The sequence below is a fragment of the Bradyrhizobium sp. SZCCHNRI20481 genome, from assembly GCF_032485055.1.
In the GTDB taxonomy this organism is placed as follows: domain Bacteria; phylum Pseudomonadota; class Alphaproteobacteria; order Rhizobiales; family Xanthobacteraceae; genus Bradyrhizobium.
The window spans coordinates 47815-68591 of the sequence record NZ_JAUEUE010000018.1; the positions used below are offsets into that span (position 1 = coordinate 47815).

Below are 20777 nucleotides of genomic sequence, written 5' to 3' on the forward strand. Positions count from 1 at the left end.
CGAGTGGTTTGCAGCCGTGCGTCCCGTCATCGATCGCATGGTCCGCAAACGAAAAGGCCCGCGCTGTGTCGCGCGGGCCTCATCGGAACAGGATCGGTGCCGGCGTTAGTTGTGCACGGTCATGCAGGAGATGTCGGCGCGCTTCAGCTTCTTGCAGACGGCCTCGGCCTGATCACGATCGAGTCCTGCGAAGCGGGCGCGGATCAGGGTCTTGTCGCCCTTCGCGACCGTCTCGGTGAAGGGATCGGCCTTGCTGAGGAGGCCTTGCGCCGAGCTGCGGGCCGCCTCGATCCGCTTCTGGGCCTCGGCCTCGTTGTCCAGCGCACCGACCTGGATGATCCAGCCGCTCCGCGTCACGGAAGGCTTGCTCGGAAGCTCCGGCGCAGCGCTCGCGGAGGCGATCTGCGTCGGTGCCGGCTGGGCCGGAGGCGCCGCATAGGCCATGGCCTGCGACGAGCCTGCCGGCAGGCTGGAGGCAGGCAGCACGCCGAGAATGCCGTTGCCGGTGCCATGGCCCGGCGGCTGCGGCGGCATGTCGGGACGGGGGGCCTCGGCGCGGGTGATCGGCGGCGCCGGCTCGATGGCCTCGACGCGCTGAGCGAAGGGCGCGGGAGCAGGGGCGGCCGGCTGCGGCGCGGCGGTCGCGAGCTTGACCGCGCCGGCCTTGACCTGGACCGTCCTGACCTTGACCGGCTTCATCGGCTCGGTCGAGCCGGGAACGATCGACATCGGCTGGCTCTGGATCACACCGGAGGTCATCGGCGCCGGCTCGACCTTGGCCTCTCGCGGTGCCGCCGGCGGCAGGGCCGCGGTGGCTTCCGAGAGGGTCGAGATGATCTTGGAGGCGCGGCTCGGGGCCGGCGTCTCCGGCGCCGCGGAGGCGAGCTGCACCGTGCCCTGGTTCGGATCGCCGCCGTCGGAGCCGCCGCGCTCGCCGATCGCCGCCACGGTGCGCCGGGTCGCGCCCTTGTCGAGGTTTTCGGCAAGCAGGTTGCGCATGATGGCGTCGCGCGAGCCGCCGCTGCGGCCGCCGAGCACGACACCGACCAGGTGGCGGTTGCCGCGGCGCAGCGAGGTCACGATGTTGAAGCCGGAGGCGCGGGTATAGCCGGTCTTGATGCCGTCGATGCCCTCGACATTGCCGAGAAGATGGTTGTGGTTGCGGATCGACTGGCCGCGATAATTGAACACCACCGTCGAGAAATAGCGATAGTAGCGCGGGAAGCGGTCTTGGATCGCGCGGCCCAGGATCGACTGGTCGCGCGCCGTCGTGATCTGCGCGTCAGCGGGGAGGCCGGAGGCATTCACATAGGTGGTGCGGCTCATGCCGAGCGAGCGCGCCTTGCGCGTCATCATCTTGGCGAACTCGTCCTCGTCGCCGCCGATCGCCTCCGCGATGACCACGGCGGCGTCGTTGGCCGACCGCGTCACCAGGCCCTTGATCGCGTCCTCGACGCGGATCGTCTGACCGGGGCGCAGGCCGAGCTTGGTCGGCGACTGCTCGGAGGCATGCTCGGACACCGGCATCTCGGTATCGAGCTTCATCTTGCCGGAATCGAGCCGCTCGAACAGCAAATAGAGCGTCATGATCTTGGTGAGCGAGGCGGGGTGCCGTGAGGCGTCGGGATTGGTCGCCGTCAGCGTCGCGCCGGAATTGCCGTCGACGACGATCGACGCGAACGCCGGGCTGTAGCTGCCCTCGTCATTATGGGGCGAGTGCCGCGCGTGATGCTGCCGATGGCGCCGACGCGCCTCCGCGCTGTCGACCGTGACCACTGCTGCCGTCGCGAGGGTGATCAGTCCGTAGACGCCCACTCGCAACAGGCGCGAGGAAGCCATTTGTTTGCGAAGCATGAAATCCCCGTCCAATTTCTGACGTGATCACCGGCTCGTAAGGCGAAATTGTGCCGAACGCCCCCGTAACCGTGCCTGTCGGACCTCCCGATCGCGCCATGACGCTGCCAAGCATCGAAGGGCTCGAACTGAGGTTTTGTTAAGACACTGTTTTAGAACAGCTTTACGGTTCGGCCGACGCTGGCCGGGACCACCGGAGAGGTTAGGACGGTCGAGTTGCCAAAGGATTAAAGAAACCTTGCGCCGACGGTCGGTATTTCCGCCGAACTGGCCCGGGTTGGGGCGCCTGACGGTGCATCGAGACCGCAATGCCCGTGATGGTGCATTGCACAAGATTCTTGATTTTTTTGTGCGCTGCACTATATTGTGGATGCGTCAGGGAGCCGGGGCTTCCCTGAGGGCGCTCAAAATCAGGGAAAGGAATGCCACATGTTTAAGGTTGAAGACTTTCAGAACTACGGCAAAGAGCAGTTCGAGACCGTCGTGAACTCTGCGACCACCGTGCAGAACGGGCTCCAAGCCATCGCCACCGCGTATGGCGACTACACCAAGAAGTCGTTCGAGGACACCAAGTCGTTCGTCGAGAAGCTCCAGGGCGTGAAGTCGCTCGACAAGGTGCTCGAGGTGCAGACCGAGTTCGCCAAGTCGGCCTACGAGACCTTCGTCGCCGATTCGCAGAAGATCGCCGGGCTGTATTCGGATCTCGCCAAGCAGGCGTTCAAGCCGCTGGAAGGCATCGCCGCCAAGTTCACCCCGCCGGCCGCGCACTGACCGTTCGCGCCCTGTAGGGAGCACAAAGCCCGGCTTGCGCCGGGCTTTTTTGTTGGCTGAAGGCGGAGCGCTGTCGGTGCCCGGCGCTTCTGTTATTTGGCAACCCGCAGCTTCGACAATGCGGTGCCGATCGAGTTGAACGTGGTCACGATCTGGCTCGAACTCGTCAGCATGTAGAACTTGTCGGGACTGCTGGCGCAGTTCTGCAGCACGGCCGAGGTCGGATCGGCGGGCGAGCTCGTGTTCACCTGGATCGTGTAGATCGTGTACATCGCGTTGCCCTTCGAATCCTTGGTGTTCTTCAGGTTCGAGCAGAGCAGGGCCTGGCGCGCGTCGATCGGGTTGCCCGAGGCTTGCGACGAGCCGTTGCCGTATTCGGGCCAGCGGTCCTCGGTGTTCAGGCCGTCCGACAGCAGGATGATGACGCGATTATAGGTGGTGTTGACGTCCTCCGCCGGCGCGGCCAGCACGCCGTTCGGAATCAGCGACTGTACGGCCCAGGCAAGTCCGATCGCCTGATTGGTGCCGCCGGTGGGCTGCATGGCGTTGACGGCGCTCTTCAGCGAGCTCCAATTGTAGCTGAGCGGCACGATCTCCGCGAGCTTGGTCGAGGCCGTGCTGTTGCAGTACTGGGTGCTGTTCTCCATGTGCTGGTTGGCCGGGAACAGCGTCGTCACGTCTGAGGTCGCGGGCGACACGGCATTCGCGTCGTTGGGCTGGGTGCGGTCGGCGACGCAGCCGGTCCAGGTGCTCTTGGTGTTGGCGATCCAGGTGTGCGTGAAGGTGTTGACCTTGCACACCGTGCTGGATCCGCTTCCCGTGCAACTGCACGTGTTGTTCGGAAGATTGCTGCCGCTGGTCGGGCAGCTGCAGTAGCTGCCGGTGCACCAGTTCACCCGCGTGCTGGTCTGCACGCTGTCCCAGCAGCCGTTGTAGTAGCTGTGCGAGGCGGAGTCGTAGCCCGGGCAGATGTACCCGTTGTAGGTCCCGCTCGACGGGATCTTGGAGGCGCTGGAGCTGCCGGTCGCCGGGCCGCTGGTGCAGGAGAAGTAGGGGAAGCCGTTGCCGGACCTGAACGGACAGGAAGATCCCGGTCCCACCATGTCCCATTGGGATTGCGTGAAACTGCCGTTCGGGATTGCGGCCTGATAGGAGCCGTTGGCGGGCTGGATCGTGGGCGGATTCTGCCAGTCGGTCCAGTCGATCCAGTCCTTGGCGTAGTTGCTGGCGCCGACGTTCACGACCTTGGCGAATGGAACGACCGAGATGTAGACGTCGCCCGGGGTCTTGGCGAGGGCGCTGAGCTGGTCGATCAGCCCGCCGCTGCCGGCCACGGCGTTCTGCAGCGCGGACATCTTGCCGCTGGACGCCATCGAGCCGGTATTGTCGAGCGCGAGCGCCACCCGCATCTTCACGTCGCCCCAGGTCGATGTCGTTTTGACGCCGAAGTCCATGGTCGGAAAGCCGGCGATCTTCATGAACTGGGTGACGATCTGACCGGAGGCCGACAATTGGATGTTGGAGGCCGATGAGCTGGTCGAGGAGGTATAGCTGGCCGTCACGGTGACGTTCTGCGCGTCCGTGCTGGTGTAGAGCGCCTTGAAATAGGCGCTTGCCTTGGTTCCGACGTCGGCTGCGCTGATGGTGCCCTGCGCCAGGTCGCGCGACAGCATCAGCGAGGTGGAGTCGAGCGCGGCCTGCATCGACGACCGCGCGGCGTTCAGCCGGCTGTAGTCGACGCCTGCGCCGACGAAGGCCAGGATAGGGACGAGCGAGATGGCGAACAGCACGGAGATGTTGCCACCGCGGTCGCAGGCGAACCGTCGGGCGGCGCGGCGGCAGAGTCGAATGAAGGAGACATCGGTCATGTCGCTCACCAATTATGGTTTTCTGCAGGTGTTTTCGGTTCGGCTTCGTCAAGGACGGGTAAATCGAAACCGCGAAACACCGGGCCAATGCCCGCAGCGTGGCGCCGCGCCCGCAACCGAGCTGGTTCCCTGTCAATGCCCGCTGAATGGGCTTTGTAAAATGCGGCCGGTTTGATTAACCTTGCACCTCATCGCCGGGGCAGGGAATCGGTCCTGCCGGAGCGTCGGTCCGTCCTGGGCCTGCGCTTGCGGCAAACCGGTCGCTGACCCATATTCCTGGCGTCGGTCCGACCGGACCGGTCGGCTGGGACAGGCGATCTGGAAAGCAGGACCGGGTGGCGGAAAGCGGCCCGACAGGGGACAGGTCGGGGCAACCCTTATTGAGCAACCCTCCAAGTTGAGCGACCCTCCAAGGGAAACTCTTTATTGGGGGCCTCGCAGCCATATCTAACGCGTGCAAGATGTCGCAGCCAACTTCCAGATTGAACCGATCCGCGCCCAGGATGAGCAATAACGACAACAAGTCCGGTGGCACCGGTGGCCCGGCAACGTCCGTGATCACCAAGGTCAAGCCGAAGACCAAGCGCCCCAACCTCTACCGCGTCCTGATCCTGAACGACGATTACACGCCGATGGAGTTCGTCGTTCACGTCCTGGAGAAGTTCTTCAACAAGGACGTCGAGGCCGCGACCAAGATCATGCTCCACGTGCACCACCACGGCATCGGGGAGTGCGGCGTCTTCACCTACGAGATCGCCGAGACCAAGGTGACGCAGGTGATGGACTTCGCCCGCAAGCACCAGCATCCGTTGCAGTGTGTGATGGAGAAGAAATAGCCGGCTCCCTCCGCGAAGAGAGCCGCCGACGCGTGCAATAGCGAGCCAGAGGCCGGGGGCTCCGGCTGCTCGGGCGCGCCGGAGAAGTGGCGGTGGCGAATCGGAATCGCAAGTCGCCGCAGATGCAAATTGCTGCAGACGAGGTCGGCGCAATCCGGGCAGGTTTCACGTTTCGCCCGAGGAATTACGGCCGCTCCGGTCCCTATCGCTCCGCGCTGGGCCGCCTGCGCCGTTCGGTTGTCGCAAGCCCGATTTGCCGCAATCGGAACGGGTTTTGCATTGACGATCCGGTGAACCCGTAATCGAGCGGCTCGGCCGGTCTTTTGTCGCACTCGGTTATAACTATATTTGACGAAGGTTGTTGTTGCCTGACCGGGCGGCGGCGATCATGATGGCAAGGGGCCACAGAGGACGCGCATGCCGACTTTTTCTCAAAGCCTTGAACAATCCCTGCATCGTGCGCTGGCAATCGCCAACGAGCGTCATCATCAATACGCGACACTGGAACACCTCCTTCTGTCCTTGATCGATGACTCCGATGCAGCGGCCGTGATGCGCGCATGCAGCGTCGACCTCGACAAGCTGCGCGGCAGTCTCGTGAACTACCTCGAAACCGAGTTCGAAAATCTGGTCACGGACGGCAGCGACGACGCCAAGCCGACCGCAGGTTTCCAGCGCGTGATCCAGCGCGCCGTGATCCACGTTCAGTCGTCGGGCCGCGAAGAGGTGACCGGCGCCAACGTGCTGATCGCGATCTTCGCCGAGCGTGAGAGCCACGCCGCGTATTTCCTGCAGGAGCAGGACATGACGCGTTACGACGCCGTCAACTACATCAGCCACGGCATCGCCAAGCGGCCCGGCGTGTCCGAGGCCCGCCCCGTGCGCGGCGTCGACGAAGAGACCGAGACCAAGGGCAGTGAGGACTCCAAGAAAAAGGGCGAGGCGCTGGAAACCTATTGCGTCAATCTCAACAAGAAAGCGCGGGACGGCAAGATCGATCCGGTGATCGGCCGCAACTCCGAGATCAACCGCGCCATCCAGGTGCTGTGCCGGCGCCAGAAGAACAACCCGCTGTTCGTCGGCGAAGCCGGCGTCGGCAAGACCGCGATCGCCGAAGGCTTGGCCAAGCGCATCGTCGACAGCGAAGTGCCCGAGGTGCTGGCGGCGGCGACCGTGTTCTCGCTCGACATGGGCACCTTGCTCGCGGGCACGCGTTATCGCGGCGACTTCGAGGAGCGCCTGAAGCAGGTCCTCAAGGAGCTTGAGGCGCATCCGAACGCGATCCTGTTCATCGACGAGATCCACACCGTGATCGGTGCGGGTGCGACGTCGGGCGGCGCCATGGATGCGTCCAACCTGCTCAAGCCGGCGCTGGCCTCGGGCTCGATCCGCTGCATGGGCTCGACGACCTACAAGGAGTACCGCCAGCACTTCGAGAAGGACCGCGCGCTGGTGCGCCGGTTCCAGAAGATCGACGTCAACGAGCCGTCGGTCGAAGATGCGATCGCGATCCTGAAGGGCCTGAAGCCGTATTTCGAGGACTATCACCGGCTGAAATACACCAACGAGGCCATCGAGGCCGCGGTGCAGCTGTCGTCGCGCTACATCCATGACCGCAAGCTGCCGGACAAGGCGATCGACGTGATCGACGAATCCGGCGCGGCGCAGATGCTGCTGGCCGAGAACAAGCGCAAGAAGACGATCGGCATCAAGGAGATCGAGACCACGATCGCCACGATGGCGCGGATCCCGCCGAAGAGCGTGTCGAAGGACGATGCCGAGGTGCTCAAGCATCTCGAGCAGACCCTGAAGCGCGTGGTGTTCGGCCAGGACAAGGCGATCGATTCACTGTCGGCCTCGATCAAGCTGGCCCGTGCCGGCCTGCGCGAGCCGGAGAAGCCGATCGGCTGCTATCTGTTCTCGGGTCCGACCGGCGTCGGCAAGACCGAGGTCGCCAAGCAGCTGGCGTCGACCCTGGGCGTCGAGCTGCTGCGCTTCGACATGTCGGAGTACATGGAGCGGCACACGGTGTCGCGCCTGATCGGCGCGCCTCCCGGCTATGTCGGCTTCGACCAGGGCGGCCTCTTGACCGACGGCGTCGACCAGCATCCGCATTGCGTGGTGCTGCTGGACGAGATCGAGAAGGCGCATCCGGATCTCTACAATGTGCTGCTGCAGATCATGGATCACGGCCGGCTCACTGACCACAACGGCAAGCAGGTCAACTTCCGCAACGTGATCCTGATCATGACCACGAATGCAGGTGCGGCCGACATGGCCAAGCAGGCGTTCGGCTTCCATCGCTCGAAGCGGGAAGGTGACGACCACGAGGCGATCAACCGGCAGTTCGCGCCGGAATTCCGCAACCGGCTCGACTCCATCGTCTCGTTCGCGCACCTCAACGTCGAGGTGATCGGCATGGTGGTCGAGAAGTTCGTGCTGCAGCTCGAGGCCCAGCTCGCCGACCGCGACGTCACGATCGAGCTGTCGGAGCCGGCCAAGAGCTGGTTGATCCAGCACGGCTATGACGAGCAGATGGGCGCACGGCCGATGGGCCGCGTGATCCAGGAGCACATCAAGAAGCCGCTGGCCGACGAGGTGCTGTTCGGCAAGCTGAAGGGCGGCGGGCACGTCCGTGTCGTCCTCGTCAAGGACGAATCCGGCGTCGAGGAGAAGATCGGCTTCGAGTTCGTCGAGGGCCCGGTCACGCCGAAGTCCGAAGTTCCGGCCGCGCGCAAGCGCAAGCCGAAGTCCGGCGGTGGCTCGAAGGGGCCGGCGCCGAAGGGACCGCTGGTCAAGGCGTAAGCCTGACGCTACGAGATGACTACGAAAGGCCGGCCATCGCGCCGGCTTTTTTCCTTGACGCAAGGTTCTTTGATGCGACTTGCGGCTCAGGCCGGCTTGACGAAGAAATACACCGTCAGGCCGCAGCCGACGGCGATGATGAAGCGGCGCACATGGGCCGGCGGGATGATCTGGCCAAGCCGCGCGCCGACGAAGCCGCCGACCATGGCAGCCCCCATCATCGTCAGCGTCTCCAGCCAATGCACGCGGCCCGAGAACGCAAAGATGGCGGAGGCCGTCATATTCATGAGCGCAGCGAGCAGCACCTTCATGCCGTTCATGGCGCGGATGTCGCGCATGCCGTAGAACACCAGCGCCGCCAGCATCAGGATGCCGATGCCGCCGCCGAAATAGCCGCCATAGATCGCGATCACGAACTGCACCGCCTGGATGGTCAGCGGCCCGAACCAGCGCGTGCCGTCCTTCGGCGTGAAGCGCATGCCGAATGCGAACACGCTCGTGGCGAACAGCAACAGCCAGGGCACCAGCCGGCTGAAGGCGGCCGACGGTGTGACCAGGAGCAGCACGGCGCCGAGCGTGCCGCCGATCAGGCTGATGATCGACAGTCGCACGAGGTCGTGGCGCCAGGGCGCCTTTGCGTCGTTCAAGATCTCACGGGAGGCCCAAGCGCTGACGAACTGCCCGGGGCAGAGCGCGACGGTGCTGGAGGCGTTGGCGTCAATCGCGGGAATGCCGGCGGCGAGCAAGGTCGGGAAGGTCAGGAACGCGCCGCCGCCGGCCAGCGCATTGACGATGCCCGAGCCGAAGGCGGCGAGGGCGAGCAGGGCCAGCATCGTCCAGTCCGTCGCCGCTGTCACTGCTCGCCCTTCAACCGCTGGCCGTCTTGGACGCGGACGCGCTCGGCGCCGCGGGCGCCGGCCGGCGACAGCCTGAGCATGCTCAGGAACGCGCCGACCAGCGCGAAACCGACCCCGGTCAAGAGCGACAGCCGCGTGCCGTCGGTCGAATCGATCGCGAGAAACATCGCGACCAGCGCCGCACCCGTGGTCTGGCCGAGCAGGCGCGCCGTGCCGAGCATGCCGCTGGCGCCGCCGGCGCGCTCGCGTGGCGCAGCGGCGATCATGGTACGGTTGTTCGGCGTCTGGAACAGGCCGAAGCCGCAGCCGGCCAGCGCCATGCGCCAGACGATATCCCATGCCGACGGCTCGCGCGGCAGCAGGCCGAGCGCACCGAGCCCGCACGCGAAGATGACGAGACCGATGCCGCCGAGCAGCCCGGCTGGCACGCGCTCGACCAGACGCCCCGCAATCGGTGCCGTCAGGCCGACCGCGATCGGCCACGGTGTGATCAGCAGGCCCATCTGCACCGGCGAATAGCCGAAATGGCTTTCGAGATAGAAGGGGATCGCGACGAAGGCGAGCATCTGTCCGCAGAACGACGAGATCGAGGTCGCGATCGACAGCGCGAACACTGGAATGCGCAGCAGGTCGAGCGGCAGCAGCGGCGAGGCCATGTGGGTCTGGCGCCAGACCAGCCACACGCCGGCCGTGATGGCGACGACGAACTCGATCGCGCAGGTCACCAGCGCCTCGCCATGGCCGAGGCTGTCCACGGCGGCGATCAGGAAGCCGAAAGCGACCGCGCTCAGCGCCGCGCTCTGCCAATCGAACATGTGCGGCGCGCGCGGCGTATGCGGCAGGTAGCGGAAGCCGAAGACGAAGGTGACGATGCCGAGCGGCACGTTGATCGCGAACAGCCACGGCCAGTTGCCGACGGCGAGGATGCCGGCGGCGATGGTCGGACCGAGCGCGGCGGAGACCGCGACCACCATCGCATTGATGCCGATGCCGCGGCCGAGCAGAGCGTGCGGATAGGTGAAACGCACCAGCGCCGAGTTGACGCTGAGGATGCCGGCGGCGCCAAAGCCCTGCAGGATGCGCGCGAGCGTCAGCAGCAGCAGGCTGTCGGCCAGCGCACAGAAGGCGGAGGCAGCCGTGAACAGCACGAGGCCGGCGAGATAGACCCGCCGATAGCCGATGATCTCGCCGAGCGAGGCCAGCGGCAGCAGCGAGATCGTGACCGCGAGCTGATAGCCGTTGACGATCCAGATCGAAAAAGCAGGGCTCGCATTGAGGTCGCGGGCGATCGTCGGCAGCGCCACATTGGCGATCGCGCCGTCGATCACGGCCAGCACGATGCCGAGGGCGATCGTCACGATCGCCCAGGTGCGCTGCGGCAGCGGCAGTCCGTCGGCGTGCAGACCCGTGGTCGTCGGCGTGTTCATGCGGGCTCCGGCCGCAGCCGGGCCGCGGGCAATGGACGGGAACGGGCAACCGCGCCGCACAAGCCCCGTTCCACGCCGGCGGACCGCGCCGCCGCGTCACCGCCGTTTGGGGCGGGCCTGAATGGTCCTGAGATAATTGACCGCGGCTTCCGCCTCGGGCCGCTCGAACTGGAAGCTCGGCATGTCCTTGTGAATGGTCGACAGGCCGGTCTGCAGCCGCTGGGCAAAATCCTCGTCGTAGAGCTTGCTGTCACCGAAGGTCCTGAACGGGGGCGCGTCGGGGTGCCGGCTGGCGCCTGTGAGACCTACCGCATGGCATCGGCTGCAAAGGCTTTGCAAGAGCGCTTTTCCACGCTTCTGCTCGCTGTCCAGCGCATGGCTGGCGGTCGACGCGAACGCCAGCAGCAGGCAGGCGAACCCCATTCGTCGTCTCATGAACTCGTTCTCGCGTGTCTTGCGCCCGGCTACCAGCGGCCCTCGGCCTTGCTATAGGCATATAGGGCGATCAGCCCGATCGTCACCAGGGTCGAGCCGATCAGGACGATCCGGTCCCAGCGCAGCTGTGTCTCGTCGTCCCGCTGCAAGGTCAGCAGGGAGAACAGGGCCTTCATGGCAAAGCGGCGCATCGGATCGATCCCGGCAGCGGCCGCACATTCCGATGACGTGGGCCGGCCGCAGCTTAGCCTGCCCAATCGTTGCGCCGCCATGGCGAACATCTTGGGTCTGATGTCCGGCTTCCGGAGGGGCTCGGAAGCCGGATGCTCGAACTACCCAGCCTGTCCCATCACGACGTCTGCAACCGCCCGCGCGACTTTCGCGATCGTTGCGTTGCGATCCTCGGGAGACGCCTGTGAACCAGTCAGATAGGCCGTGACCAGAACCGGTTTGCGGCCCGGGGGCCAGAGAATGCCGACGTCGTTGGTCGTGCCGCGGTCCCCAGCGCCCGTTTTGTCGGCGACGCGCCAGTCACGCGGCACACCGGCGCGAAGCCGAGTGTCGCCGGTCTTGTTGGCGATCATCCAGTCCGTCAATCGCTGGCGCATATTCGTCGACAAGACCTCGCCAAGGAGCACGCGGCGCAGGTTCTGTAGCATGGCGGCCGGACTGGTCGTGTCGCGAGGGTCGTCGGCCAGCGCCTCGTTGAGCTCAACTTCCCAGCGGTCCAGGCGGCTGATCTCGTCGCCGATCGATCGGGCAAAACGCGTCAGACCCGCAGGACCGCCGATCTGCCGCAACAGGAGATTTCCCGCGGTGTTGTCGCTCTGGGTGAGCGCAGCTTCGCAGAGCTCGGCGAGTGTCATGCCGCGGCCGACGTGCTCCTTGGTCACCGGCGAATATGTTACGAGATCCTTCGCCTCGAACGGGACGCGCGTGTCGAGATGCAGTTCGCCGGCGTCGACGCGCTTCAGGACAGCCGCGGAAGCCAGACACTTGAACGTGCTGCACATCGGAAAGCGCTCGGCCGAGCGCAGGCCCGCCTCGAACCCGCTTTCGGAGTCGAGGACGGCGATGCCGAGCCGTCCGAGGCTCTCGCGCTCGATGCGGGCGAGTTCCCCTTCCAGATGCGCCCTTCGGTCGGCCGCCGCCTTCGCCGCAGGTGATGGCAGCCCGCTCGCCGCAGCCACCATCCCGAGGATTCCAAGACTCAGATGCCGTCTCGTCAGCATGTTCATTCTCCAGTGACTGCGCGAACCTGCCGAACGAGGTGACGACTGACAAACGATCATTTATTCGTCGAGCCATGAGCAGAACTTGGCCATCATGCCCATCCGCAGCCATCTCCCTTTGAACGCCTTGCGGGCCTTCGAAGCATCCGCCCGGCATCTGAGCTTCACCAAGGCAGGCTTGGAGCTCAGGGTCACGCAGACCGCGATCAGTCACCAGGTGAAACAGCTTGAGCAGATGTTGGGCGCTCACCTGTTCCGGCGCCTGCCGCGTGGCCTCACGTTGACCGACGAAGCCCTGGCTCTGTTTCCCGTCCTCAACGATGCGTTCAGTCGCATCAGCGGCGCGATCGATCGCATCGAAGCGAAGGGAACCCGCGAGGTCGTGACCGTCGGCTGTGTCGGCACCTTTGCAACGGGATGGCTGTTGCAACGCCTCGACGGCTTTCGAGATACGCACCCCCATATCGACCTGCGCCTCCTCACCAACAACAACCGCATCGATATCGCCGGAGACGGGCTCGACATCGCGCTTCGCTTCGGCGACGGCTCCTGGCACGGCACTGAGGCCATCCATCTGATGTCTGCCCCGCTGTCGCCCGTCTGTCATCCCGATGTCGCGAGTCGTCTGCGCGCGCCGTCGGACCTCGCGGGCGAAAATCTCCTGCGGTCGTATCGCGCCGAGGAATGGCCATTATGGTTTGCAGTCGCGGGCGCTCCATGCCCGATGATCCAGGGGCCGATCTTCGACAGCTCCGTCGCGATGGCCGAAGCGGCCGCGCGCGGCGTCGGCGTTGGCCTGGTTCCGATCGCCATGTTCAACTGCGAGCTCGAGACGGGTCGGCTGGTCAGGCCGTTTGCGGCTGAGGTCGCCGCCGGTTCTTATTGGCTGACCTGGTTGAAGTCGAAAGAACCGACGTCCGGCATGCGTGCCTTTCGTGACTGGCTGGTTGATGCCTTGCGCGCTGATCCGCCGCGCTGACGGCCGATCGCCACCGCGCACAAGCCGAGGGCGCGAACAGCGCCACGAGCGCGTGAGGCGGGCGCGTTGCGGCCAGCTCAGCGCTTTACGGCGCTGCGCCGCCACTCGCGCGGCGACAGGCCGAACTGCTCGCGGAACACGCGGCCGAAATGCGAGAGATCGTTGAAGCCCCAGGACAAGGCGATTTCGCTGATCTGACGATGCGCCAGCATCGGCGAGCCGAGATCGCGCCGGCACTGCTTGAGCCGCTCAGCCAGCACGAAGCGCTGGAACGACGTCTCCTCGTCCGAGAACAGATCGTTGACGTAGCGCGCCGATAGCCCGAGCTCGCGTGCGATCTCCGGCAGTGAGAGGTCGGCGTCGGGCAGCCGGGTGCGGATGTGCGCCTTGATGCGATAAAGCAGCGCTGCGCGATGGCTCGAGGCGGGCAGGGGCTGTGCGCGAAGCCGCTCGGCCAAGGTCATGGCGAGCAGGTCGGCAGCCTGGTCGGCCAGAGGTTCGGCATGCTCGGGGCCGATGTGCTCGGCGCGTTCGCAGAGCCTGACGATGAAATCATGGGCGAGCGGCTGGAGCGGGCTATCGGGGCCGAAGCTGATGGCCGTCACGGTTTCCGTCGGGCCGATCCGGCGCTGCAGCATCTCGCGCGGGAGCTTGAACACGATCTGCTTGAACGCGGCGTCGAACTGCAGCTCATAGGGCCGGGTCGGGTCGTAGATCGCGAACTCGCCGGGCCGGATCACGGTGTCGCGGCCATCCTGAACGACGCCGCCGATTCCCTCTCGCCCGAGCGCGACGAGGACGAAGTCGGCATCCGCCCGAGAGATTCGCTGCGAGGTCCGGTGCACGCGCTGCCGGTTCGAGGCGACCTCGGAGCAGACGGCCCGTCCCAACGCGGTGTGGGTCACCGAGCCCCGAAATGCGCTGCCGAGATCGGACGTGCAGTCGAGGCCGACATAGACGTCGCAGACGATGTCCTGCCACAGCGCCAGCCGGCGGTGGCCCGGGCTTCCGTCCGTGGTGAACAGGACCGGCATCGCTCCGTCTCCCTCCGCCTCTGTGTCGCGTGGATCGTCGGAAATGCAGCAAGTTCTGGGCCGGCTGGTCTCTCCCTGGCGGCCGCAGTCGAGTTTTCGTTCCCTCCAAGACGAGCGCGAATGATCGCCGAGGTCAATACTCCCCTGCGAATGCGGCGCGCGGCGCCGCCGATCCGGAAGAGGGGAGACGCGAGATGGGACTGGCACATCCGAAATACAAGGTTGCGGTGGTGCAGGCAGCGCCGGCCTGGCTCGACCTGGACGCCTCGATCGAGAAGACCATCGGCCTGATCGAGGAGGCGGCCGACAAAGGTGCCAAGCTGATCGCATTTCCGGAGGTCTTCATCCCCGGCTATCCCTGGCACATCTGGATGGACTCGCCGGCCTGGTGCATCGGCCGTGGCTTCGTGCAGCGCTATTTCGACAATTCGCTGGCCTATGACAGCCCGCAGGCCGAGGCGCTGCGCGCCGCCGTGCGCAAGGCCAGGCTCACGGCCGTGCTGGGACTGTCCGAGCGCGACGGCGGCAGCCTCTACATCGCGCAATGGCTGATCGGCCCGGACGGCGAGACCATCGCCCGGCGCCGCAAGCTGCGGCCGACCCATGCCGAGCGCACCGTCTATGGCGAGGGCGATGGCAGCGATCTCGCCGTGCACGACCGGCCTGACATTGGCCGGATCGGTGCGCTGTGCTGCTGGGAGCATCTGCAGCCGCTATCGAAATACGCGATGTATGCCCAGAACGAGCAGGTGCATGTCGCGGCCTGGCCGAGCTTCTCGCTGTACGATCCGTTCGCGCCGGCGCTCGGCGCCGAGGTCAACAACGCCGCCTCGCGCGTCTATGCCGTCGAGGGCTCGTGCTTCGTGCTGGCGCCGTGCGCCACCGTCTCGCAGGCGATGATCGACGAACTGTGTGACCGACCCGACAAGCACGCGCTGCTGCATGTCGGCGGCGGCCACGCCGCGATCTTCGGTCCAGACGGCTCTTCGCTTGCGGAGAAGCTGCCGCCGGAGCAGGAGGGGTTGCTGATCGCCGAGATCGATCTCGGCATGATCGGCATCGCCAAGAACGCCGCCGATCCGGCGGGACACTATTCTCGCCCCGACGTGACCCGGCTGCTGCTCAACAAGAAGCCGCTCAACCGGGTCGAGGCCTTCGCGCTGCCGGTCGACGCGGTCACGCCCGGCGAGGCGCAATCGGCGGCTGGCTGACAGGCTTGGCGAGCGCTAGGTCCCGGCCTCCGGTTGTGCCGGCGGCGGGGCCGACCGCCGCGGCGGCCGCTGCGCACGGCCTGCCGGCGCCGCCATGCGCGGCTGCAAGGTGACGATCACCGGGTTTGGCTTGTGGTCGGTCGCCGCGCCAGTCGCGGCGTCCACACCCATGCCGATCAGGCCGCCCGCTAAGATGTTGCCGGCGAAGCCGGCCGCGCCGGTCGCCGGGATGTCCTTGGTCAACGGGATGATCTGGGTCTCGTAGCCCGGTTTTTCGATGGTGACGGAGATGTCGGCATTGCGCTTGGCGACGAACGAGCAGGGCGTCGTGCAGGTCATCGGCGCTTCGAGACCGGCGATCGTGGCCTCAGCCCCGGACGGCGTCGACGCGACGCTGATCGTCTCGGTTGTACCCCGCGTTACGGACGCGCAACCTCCCAGCGCGGCGCACAGCGCTACGAACGCTACAACTCTCATTTGGTACTGCCCCCTTGAAACCCGAGGGAACTCAAGCGCAACTGGAGCGGGACGGCAAGCGCAATCAGCATTATCCGAAGAAATTCCCGGGCGAGTTTCACGCGAGTGTGGCTTTCACACCTGCTTTCCACGAACCTGCCGCGCGATCGCCTTCTGCGCATCGAATTCGGCGCGCCGCCGCGCCAGCTCTTCCGGCGCGAGCATGGCCGGATTGCTGTAGTCGCGCTTCCAGCCGTGATCGTCGCTCCACTGCAAAGGCGATTGCACGGTCGTCCGTGCGGCTGGTGAACTCTCGATGACACGCAAGGCGAGCTCGAGCGTGAAGGCCTGTGAGGCCGCGTCGTGCGGCTTGCCGGCGGAATTGCCGAGCGGAAAATCCGAGAACAGGAAGCGCGGTGCTGCGGCGTGCTCGACGATGTCCTTGGCGCAGCCCATGACGACGGTCGCGATGCCGTTCGCTTCGAGATGCCGGGCCACCAGGCTCACGGTCTGGTGGCACACCGGACAGTTCGGCACCAGCACGACGGCGTCGATCTCGTCGGTGCGGCAGCGCGCAAGAATCTCCGGCGCATCGGTCTCGATCGTCACGCGCTGGCTGCGATTGGTCGGCGCGCCGAAGAAGCGCGGTCCGACCGCGCCGATGCGGCCCTCACGCGCCAGCCTGATGAGCTGTGGAAGCGGAAACCAGGTGCCGGGATCCTCGGCGCTGGTGTGCGCGCGATCATAGGCAATGTGGGAAATGCGCAGGTCGTGCTGCGCCGACGTATCGCCGTCATAGACGGAGTAGAACTTGGCGCCGCCATTGTAGGGCGCGCCGGGGCCTTGATCGCCTTTGGCGGGATCGAACGGCGCGGCCGTGGTGACAACGGTGACGCGCGACTGCGCGAGCGGCTTGCGCAAGGGATGGAACGGCGCCGACGTGTAGTGAGCCCAGCGATAGGGCGTGTCATAGCCGATCGCGAGATAGTAGTCGCGCGTGCGCGCCATGTAGGACAAGGGCGCATCGCTTTCGGGCGCGAAGCCGAGTCTGTCGTCGGTCGGTGCGGTCATCCGTCGCGCTCCCTGCAGGATTTTCGGATTGCTAGCCGGCTCATTCGCTGTGTCAAGGCGCCGCGCGGTGGAACCCCGCATGGTCCTGGGCTTTGTCTGTCGACAGAATTCCAACCATTGCACCGCGCTCACGATGCCTTCCATGTTTTCGGTTGCTCGCATTGCCTGTCTCGGCCTTGCCCTGATCCTGACCGGGCCGTTGTCCGGCGTGGCGGCGGAGCAGGGCTCAGACCGTGACGTTGCCGTGCCGGCTGATCCGAAGGACGGCGCGCAGCAGGACGCGCCGCACGAGACTGCGAAGCCGGCAGACGCGGCGGCAGAGGGCCCGGAGATCAAGGCCGAGGAGTCCAAGGAAAGCGGCACCCGCGAGGCGATCTGCCTGATGATCGAATCCGCAGCCAAGGCGAATGATCTGCCGCTCGAATTCTTCGCTCGCGTGATCTGGCAGGAGAGCCGCTTTCAGAGCGATGCAGTCGGGCCGGTCACGCGCAACGGGCAGCGGGCGCAGGGAATTGCGCAGTTCATGCCGGGCACGGCGAACCAGCGCCAGTTGCTCGATCCGTTCGATCCGGTTCAGGCGCTGCCGAAGTCGGCGCAGTTCCTGGCCGAGCTGCGCGATCAGTTCGGCAATCTCGGGCTCGCGGCGGCGGCCTACAATGCGGGGCCGCGCCGGGTGCAGGACTGGCTCACCGGCAAGGGGCAGATGCCCTGGGAGACCCGCAACTACGTTTCGGCCATCACGGGCGCCACGATCGACGAGTGGGCGGCCGCCGGCAGCGGCGGCAAGACGCCGCCGAGCCCGCCGCCGACCTCGTGTCGTCAGCTGATGGCGATGTTGAAGCGCGCGCCGAATCCGTTCGTCACGGAGCTCGAGCAGCATGTGGCGCTGTCGGCCGCGAAACCATGGGGCGTCCAACTGGCTGCAGGCTTCGACCGCAACAAGGCGCTCGCGATGTATTCGCGGGCGATCAAGAGGCTTGGCCCGGTCATCGGCGACCGCGACCCGAGCCTGCTGTCGTCGGTGATGCGCTCGCGCGGCAACCACGCCTTCTACCAGGTGCGAATCGGCGCCGAGACTCGGGCCGAGGCCGACGCGCTCTGCAGCCGGATCCGCGGAGCCGGTGGCGCCTGCTTCGTGCTGCGCAATCGCTCCGGATAGAGCTCGTGCGGCGCCGCGCGTGGGGATGGTGGGAATGGCTGCGCCGGACGCAGACCCGCGCGCGCCTGATGGCGGTTGACGCGAGCGGCTTTCGCCAGCCTTATCGCGGTTCGTTCCGCTGGGCCGCCCGTGACACTTCCTCCGCTCGATTCGCCGCAATGGCATGGTTCACTGCGCGCCTTCGGCTGGGGGCTGCGCGCGACGTCAGCGACCATCCTGTCAGTGGTGCTGTTCGTCACCTTCATCGGCATCGGCGCGCTCGCCCACGATACCCGTTTCAGCATGCTCTGGGCGATCCTGAGCACGGTACTGGTTTGGGCCGGGCCGGCGCAGATCATCCTGGTCTCCACGCTCGGCTCCGGCCAGACCATTCTGCAATCGGCGATCGCGGTCACGATGAGCGCGATCCGGCTGTTTCCGATGGTGGTGGCGGTGCTGCCGCTGATCCGCTCGCCGCAGACCAAGCGGCGGCACCTGGTGCTGATCGCGCATTTCACCGCCGTGACCCTGTGGGTCGAATGCTATCGCTTCCTGCCGCATGTGCCGCGCGAGCGCCGCATCGCCTTCGTGCATGGGCTCGGTACCGGCCTGATGGGGATTGCGCTGATCGCGACCATCATCGGCTATCTTCTCGCCGCCAACCTGTCGCAGACCTTCGGCGCCGCGGTGCTCTTGCTGACGCCGCTGGCGTTCCTGTTCTCGACCCTGCGCAACGCCAGGGAGCTGGCCGACGTGCTCGCGCTCGGCCTTGGCCTCGTGCTGTATCCCGTGGCGGCCCAGCTCAACAGCGGCGTCGATATCCTGGTCAGCGGCGTCGTCGCCGGAACGCTCGCGTTCGGCGCGCACAAATGGCGCGAGCGGCGGGGGCCGGCATGAGCGACTTCATCGGCGATTGGCATGCGCTCGTGGTGCTGCTGGTGGCGGGCGTGATCCCCAACCAGATCTGGCGCCTGCTCGGGCTGTGGTTCGGCAGCGGGCTCGACGAGGGCTCGGACCTGCTGATGTGGGTCAAGGCGGTCGCGACCGCCATCTTGGCTGGGGTCATCGCCCAGATCCTGGTGCAGCCGCCGGGCGCGCTCGCCAGCGTGCCATGGGGCCTGCGCTACGGCGCGGTCGTTGCCGGCCTTGCGGCCTTCATGGCGAGCCGCCGCTCGATCTTTGCCGGTGTCGTCTGCGGCGAGGCCGTCATGCTGGCCGGCAAATGGTGGCTCGGCTGAGTTGCGCGATCTTGCGCAACCGCAATTGCGGTGAGCCGAGGTTCGGATAGATTGCCGGGAAGACCCAAGGACTCCGCAATGACCACTGATACCGATCTCCGCCCGGGAGAAGTCGCCGTCGACGCGCCCCAGCCGCGCGACGCCACGCTGTATTTCATCGGCCGCATCCGCACGCCCTGGACCTCGCGGCTCGAGACGCCGCGGCAGGGCAGCTTCGAGGGGCCGGTATGCCGGCTCGAGATTTTCGAGCCCTGGGTCCCGGCGCTGCAGGGCATCGACGCCTTCAGCCATCTCCAGGTGCTGTACTGGCTCAACCGGGCGCGCCGGAATCTCGTGAAGCAGAGCCCGCGCCATCATGACGGCGAGACCCGGGGCACCTTCGCGCTGCGCTCGCCGGTGCGTCCCAATCCGATCGGCGTGTCGACCGTCCGCTTCGTCGCGTTGGAAGGCAGCACCGTGCTGGTGCGCGGTCTCGACTGCCTCGACGAGACGCCGCTGATCGACCTGAAGCCGGATCATTGTGTGTTCACGCCGGCGGCGGCGGGTGAGGATGACAAATAGGACCGACAGATCCGGATGTCGAAGGTGAACAAGCGGCCGCAGAAGACGGTGACGGCTCTGGATGCGATCACGGCGGACCTCGTCGCCGTGCTGGTGGCGGTGACCGACGGCCATCCGAAGATCATGACGATCGAGCACGCTGCGGCGCTGCCGAGCGGACCGTTTCAGTTCGCGCACCGCTCGCTGCAGATGGGCCTGCGCGCCTGGGTCAAGGCGCAGACCGGCCATCCGCTCGGCTATGTCGAGCAGCTCTACACCTTCGCCGACCGCGGTCGCGGCGGCGATCCCGACGCGCCGCATCGTATCTCCATCAGCTATCTCGGCCTGACACGCGAGGAAGAGGGGCGCGAGGGCGCGGATGCGCAATGGTCGTCATGGTACGACTACTTCCCGTGGGAGGATCATCGCGACGGACCGCCGACGATCCTGGCCAAGATCATCGCGCCGAAGCTGAAGGCCTGGGCGCGAGCCGCCGACCAGCCGGCGCTGCAGAAGACAAGGTGGCAGCGCGCAGCGATCACTTTCGGTCTCGATGGCCGCGAGTGGAACGAGGAATTGGCGCTGCAGCGGTATGAGCTGCTGTACGAGGCTGCGCTGATTCCCGAGAGTACGCGCGAGAAGGAGGCCAGCCAAGCGGAGGTGCCCGGCCGCGCCATGATCGGTGATCACCGTCGGATTCTCGCCACCGGAATTGCCCGCCTGCGCGCCAAGATCAAATACCGGCCGGTCGTGTTCGAGTTGATGCCGGAAGAATTTACACTGCTGCAATTGCAGCGCAGCGTCGAGGCACTGGCCGGCCGGCTCGTGCACAAGCAGAACTTCCGCCGCCTCATCGAGCAGCAGGAACTGGTTGAAGAGACAGGCGCAATCGCTGCCGACACGATCGGTCGGCCGGCCAAGCTGTTTCGCTTCAGGCAGGGCGTTCTGGCCGAGCGGGCGGTGGTCGGAACCAAGCTGCCGCTCTCGCGGTCTTGATCTCCCGCTCTTGACAAGGCTTATGCTCA

The 20777-nt window shown here is 66.1% G+C and carries 20 protein-coding genes; 10 read left to right on the top strand and 10 right to left on the bottom strand.

Annotation, left to right across the window (positions count from 1 at the left end):
* Window positions 1–105 precede the first annotated feature (105 nt).
* Window positions 106–1854 carry a D-alanyl-D-alanine carboxypeptidase gene (locus QX132_RS26535; protein ID WP_316163255.1) on the bottom strand — a complete coding sequence of 583 codons (1749 nt, stop codon included), beginning with the start codon at window positions 1852–1854 and terminating at the stop codon, window positions 106–108.
* Window positions 1855–2283: 429 nt separating this feature from the next.
* On the opposite strand from QX132_RS26535, the gene QX132_RS26540 reads away from it, so the two are divergent.
* A complete protein-coding gene (locus QX132_RS26540; protein WP_315718372.1) occupies window positions 2284–2625 on the top strand; it encodes a phasin family protein in 342 nt (113 codons plus the stop codon).
* Window positions 2626–2717: 92 nt separating this feature from the next.
* On the opposite strand, the gene QX132_RS26545 is transcribed toward QX132_RS26540, so the two are convergent.
* A complete protein-coding gene (locus QX132_RS26545) occupies window positions 2718–4493 on the bottom strand; it encodes a pilus assembly protein (protein ID WP_315812844.1) in 1776 nt (591 codons plus the stop codon).
* A 503-nt stretch (window positions 4494–4996) separates the two neighbouring features.
* Here QX132_RS26545 and clpS point away from each other — a divergent pair.
* Entirely contained in the window at window positions 4997–5329 is a 333-nt protein-coding gene (gene clpS / locus QX132_RS26550) for an ATP-dependent Clp protease adapter ClpS (RefSeq protein ID WP_006611275.1), read from the top strand.
* Window positions 5330–5746: 417 nt separating this feature from the next.
* A complete protein-coding gene (gene clpA, locus QX132_RS26555; protein WP_315740331.1) occupies window positions 5747–8134 on the top strand; it encodes an ATP-dependent Clp protease ATP-binding subunit ClpA in 2388 nt (795 codons plus the stop codon).
* An 86-nt stretch (window positions 8135–8220) separates the two neighbouring features.
* Here the strand turns inward: clpA and QX132_RS26560 are convergent, their stop codons facing one another.
* The 5 genes from QX132_RS26560 to bla form a co-directional block, all read right to left on the bottom strand.
* Window positions 8221–8967, bottom strand: coding sequence for a sulfite exporter TauE/SafE family protein (locus tag QX132_RS26560; protein WP_316163313.1), 747 nt, complete (start codon window positions 8965–8967; stop codon window positions 8221–8223).
* A gap of 20 nt (window positions 8968–8987) precedes the next feature.
* The gene (locus QX132_RS26565; RefSeq protein ID WP_316163256.1) at window positions 8988–10418 is read right to left on the bottom strand and encodes an MFS transporter; all 1431 of its coding nucleotides are present in this window, start codon (window positions 10416–10418) and stop codon (window positions 8988–8990) included.
* Between the two features lie 96 nt (window positions 10419–10514).
* On the bottom strand, window positions 10515–10853 hold the full coding sequence (locus tag QX132_RS26570; protein WP_316163257.1) for a cytochrome c: 339 nt from the start codon (window positions 10851–10853) through the stop codon (window positions 10515–10517).
* A 29-nt stretch (window positions 10854–10882) separates the two neighbouring features.
* A complete protein-coding gene (locus tag QX132_RS26575) occupies window positions 10883–11044 on the bottom strand; it encodes a hypothetical protein (protein WP_315718376.1) in 162 nt (53 codons plus the stop codon).
* Window positions 11045–11185: 141 nt separating this feature from the next.
* Complete coding sequence (gene bla / locus QX132_RS26580; protein ID WP_410052897.1) at window positions 11186–12046, bottom strand: class A beta-lactamase; 861 nt, start codon at window positions 12044–12046, stop codon at window positions 11186–11188.
* Between the two features lie 133 nt (window positions 12047–12179).
* Here bla and QX132_RS26585 point away from each other — a divergent pair, with 133 nt between their 5' ends.
* Window positions 12180–13064 (top strand): LysR family transcriptional regulator, encoded by an 885-nt coding sequence (locus tag QX132_RS26585; protein ID WP_315775246.1) that lies wholly within the window; start codon window positions 12180–12182, stop codon window positions 13062–13064.
* Between the two features lie 77 nt (window positions 13065–13141).
* On the opposite strand, the gene QX132_RS26590 is transcribed toward QX132_RS26585, so the two are convergent.
* Window positions 13142–14098, bottom strand: a complete 957-nt coding sequence (locus QX132_RS26590; RefSeq protein WP_316163259.1) for a helix-turn-helix domain-containing protein — start codon at window positions 14096–14098, stop codon at window positions 13142–13144.
* Between the two features lie 194 nt (window positions 14099–14292).
* Here QX132_RS26590 and QX132_RS26595 point away from each other — a divergent pair, with 194 nt between their 5' ends.
* Window positions 14293–15309 carry a carbon-nitrogen hydrolase family protein gene (locus QX132_RS26595; protein WP_316163260.1) on the top strand — a complete coding sequence of 339 codons (1017 nt, stop codon included), beginning with the start codon at window positions 14293–14295 and terminating at the stop codon, window positions 15307–15309.
* 15 nt (window positions 15310–15324) lie between these two features.
* On the opposite strand, the gene QX132_RS26600 is transcribed toward QX132_RS26595, so the two are convergent.
* Together QX132_RS26600 and QX132_RS26605 are read right to left on the bottom strand one after the other, a co-directional pair.
* A complete protein-coding gene (locus QX132_RS26600) occupies window positions 15325–15786 on the bottom strand; it encodes a PEGA domain-containing protein (protein ID WP_315740324.1) in 462 nt (153 codons plus the stop codon).
* 114 nt (window positions 15787–15900) lie between these two features.
* A complete protein-coding gene (locus QX132_RS26605; RefSeq protein WP_316163261.1) occupies window positions 15901–16836 on the bottom strand; it encodes a glycine reductase in 936 nt (311 codons plus the stop codon).
* A 142-nt stretch (window positions 16837–16978) separates the two neighbouring features.
* Here QX132_RS26605 and QX132_RS26610 point away from each other — a divergent pair, with 142 nt between their 5' ends.
* From QX132_RS26610 to QX132_RS26630, 5 genes are all read left to right on the top strand, one after another.
* Complete coding sequence (locus QX132_RS26610) at window positions 16979–17995, top strand: transglycosylase SLT domain-containing protein (RefSeq protein ID WP_410052894.1); 1017 nt, start codon at window positions 16979–16981, stop codon at window positions 17993–17995.
* A 129-nt stretch (window positions 17996–18124) separates the two neighbouring features.
* Window positions 18125–18871, top strand: a complete 747-nt coding sequence (locus QX132_RS26615; RefSeq protein WP_315784549.1) for an AzlC family ABC transporter permease — start codon at window positions 18125–18127, stop codon at window positions 18869–18871.
* Window positions 18868–19212, top strand: coding sequence for an AzlD domain-containing protein (locus QX132_RS26620; protein ID WP_315740320.1), 345 nt, complete (start codon window positions 18868–18870; stop codon window positions 19210–19212). Before QX132_RS26615 ends, QX132_RS26620 begins: the two co-directional genes overlap by 4 nt.
* Window positions 19213–19290: 78 nt before the next feature.
* Window positions 19291–19773, top strand: coding sequence for a tRNA (N6-threonylcarbamoyladenosine(37)-N6)-methyltransferase TrmO (tsaA, locus tag QX132_RS26625; RefSeq protein ID WP_316163263.1), 483 nt, complete (start codon window positions 19291–19293; stop codon window positions 19771–19773).
* A gap of 15 nt (window positions 19774–19788) precedes the next feature.
* Window positions 19789–20748 carry an NrtR DNA-binding winged helix domain-containing protein gene (locus QX132_RS26630; RefSeq protein WP_315812834.1) on the top strand — a complete coding sequence of 320 codons (960 nt, stop codon included), beginning with the start codon at window positions 19789–19791 and terminating at the stop codon, window positions 20746–20748.
* The last annotated feature ends 29 nt before the right edge of the window (window positions 20749–20777 follow it).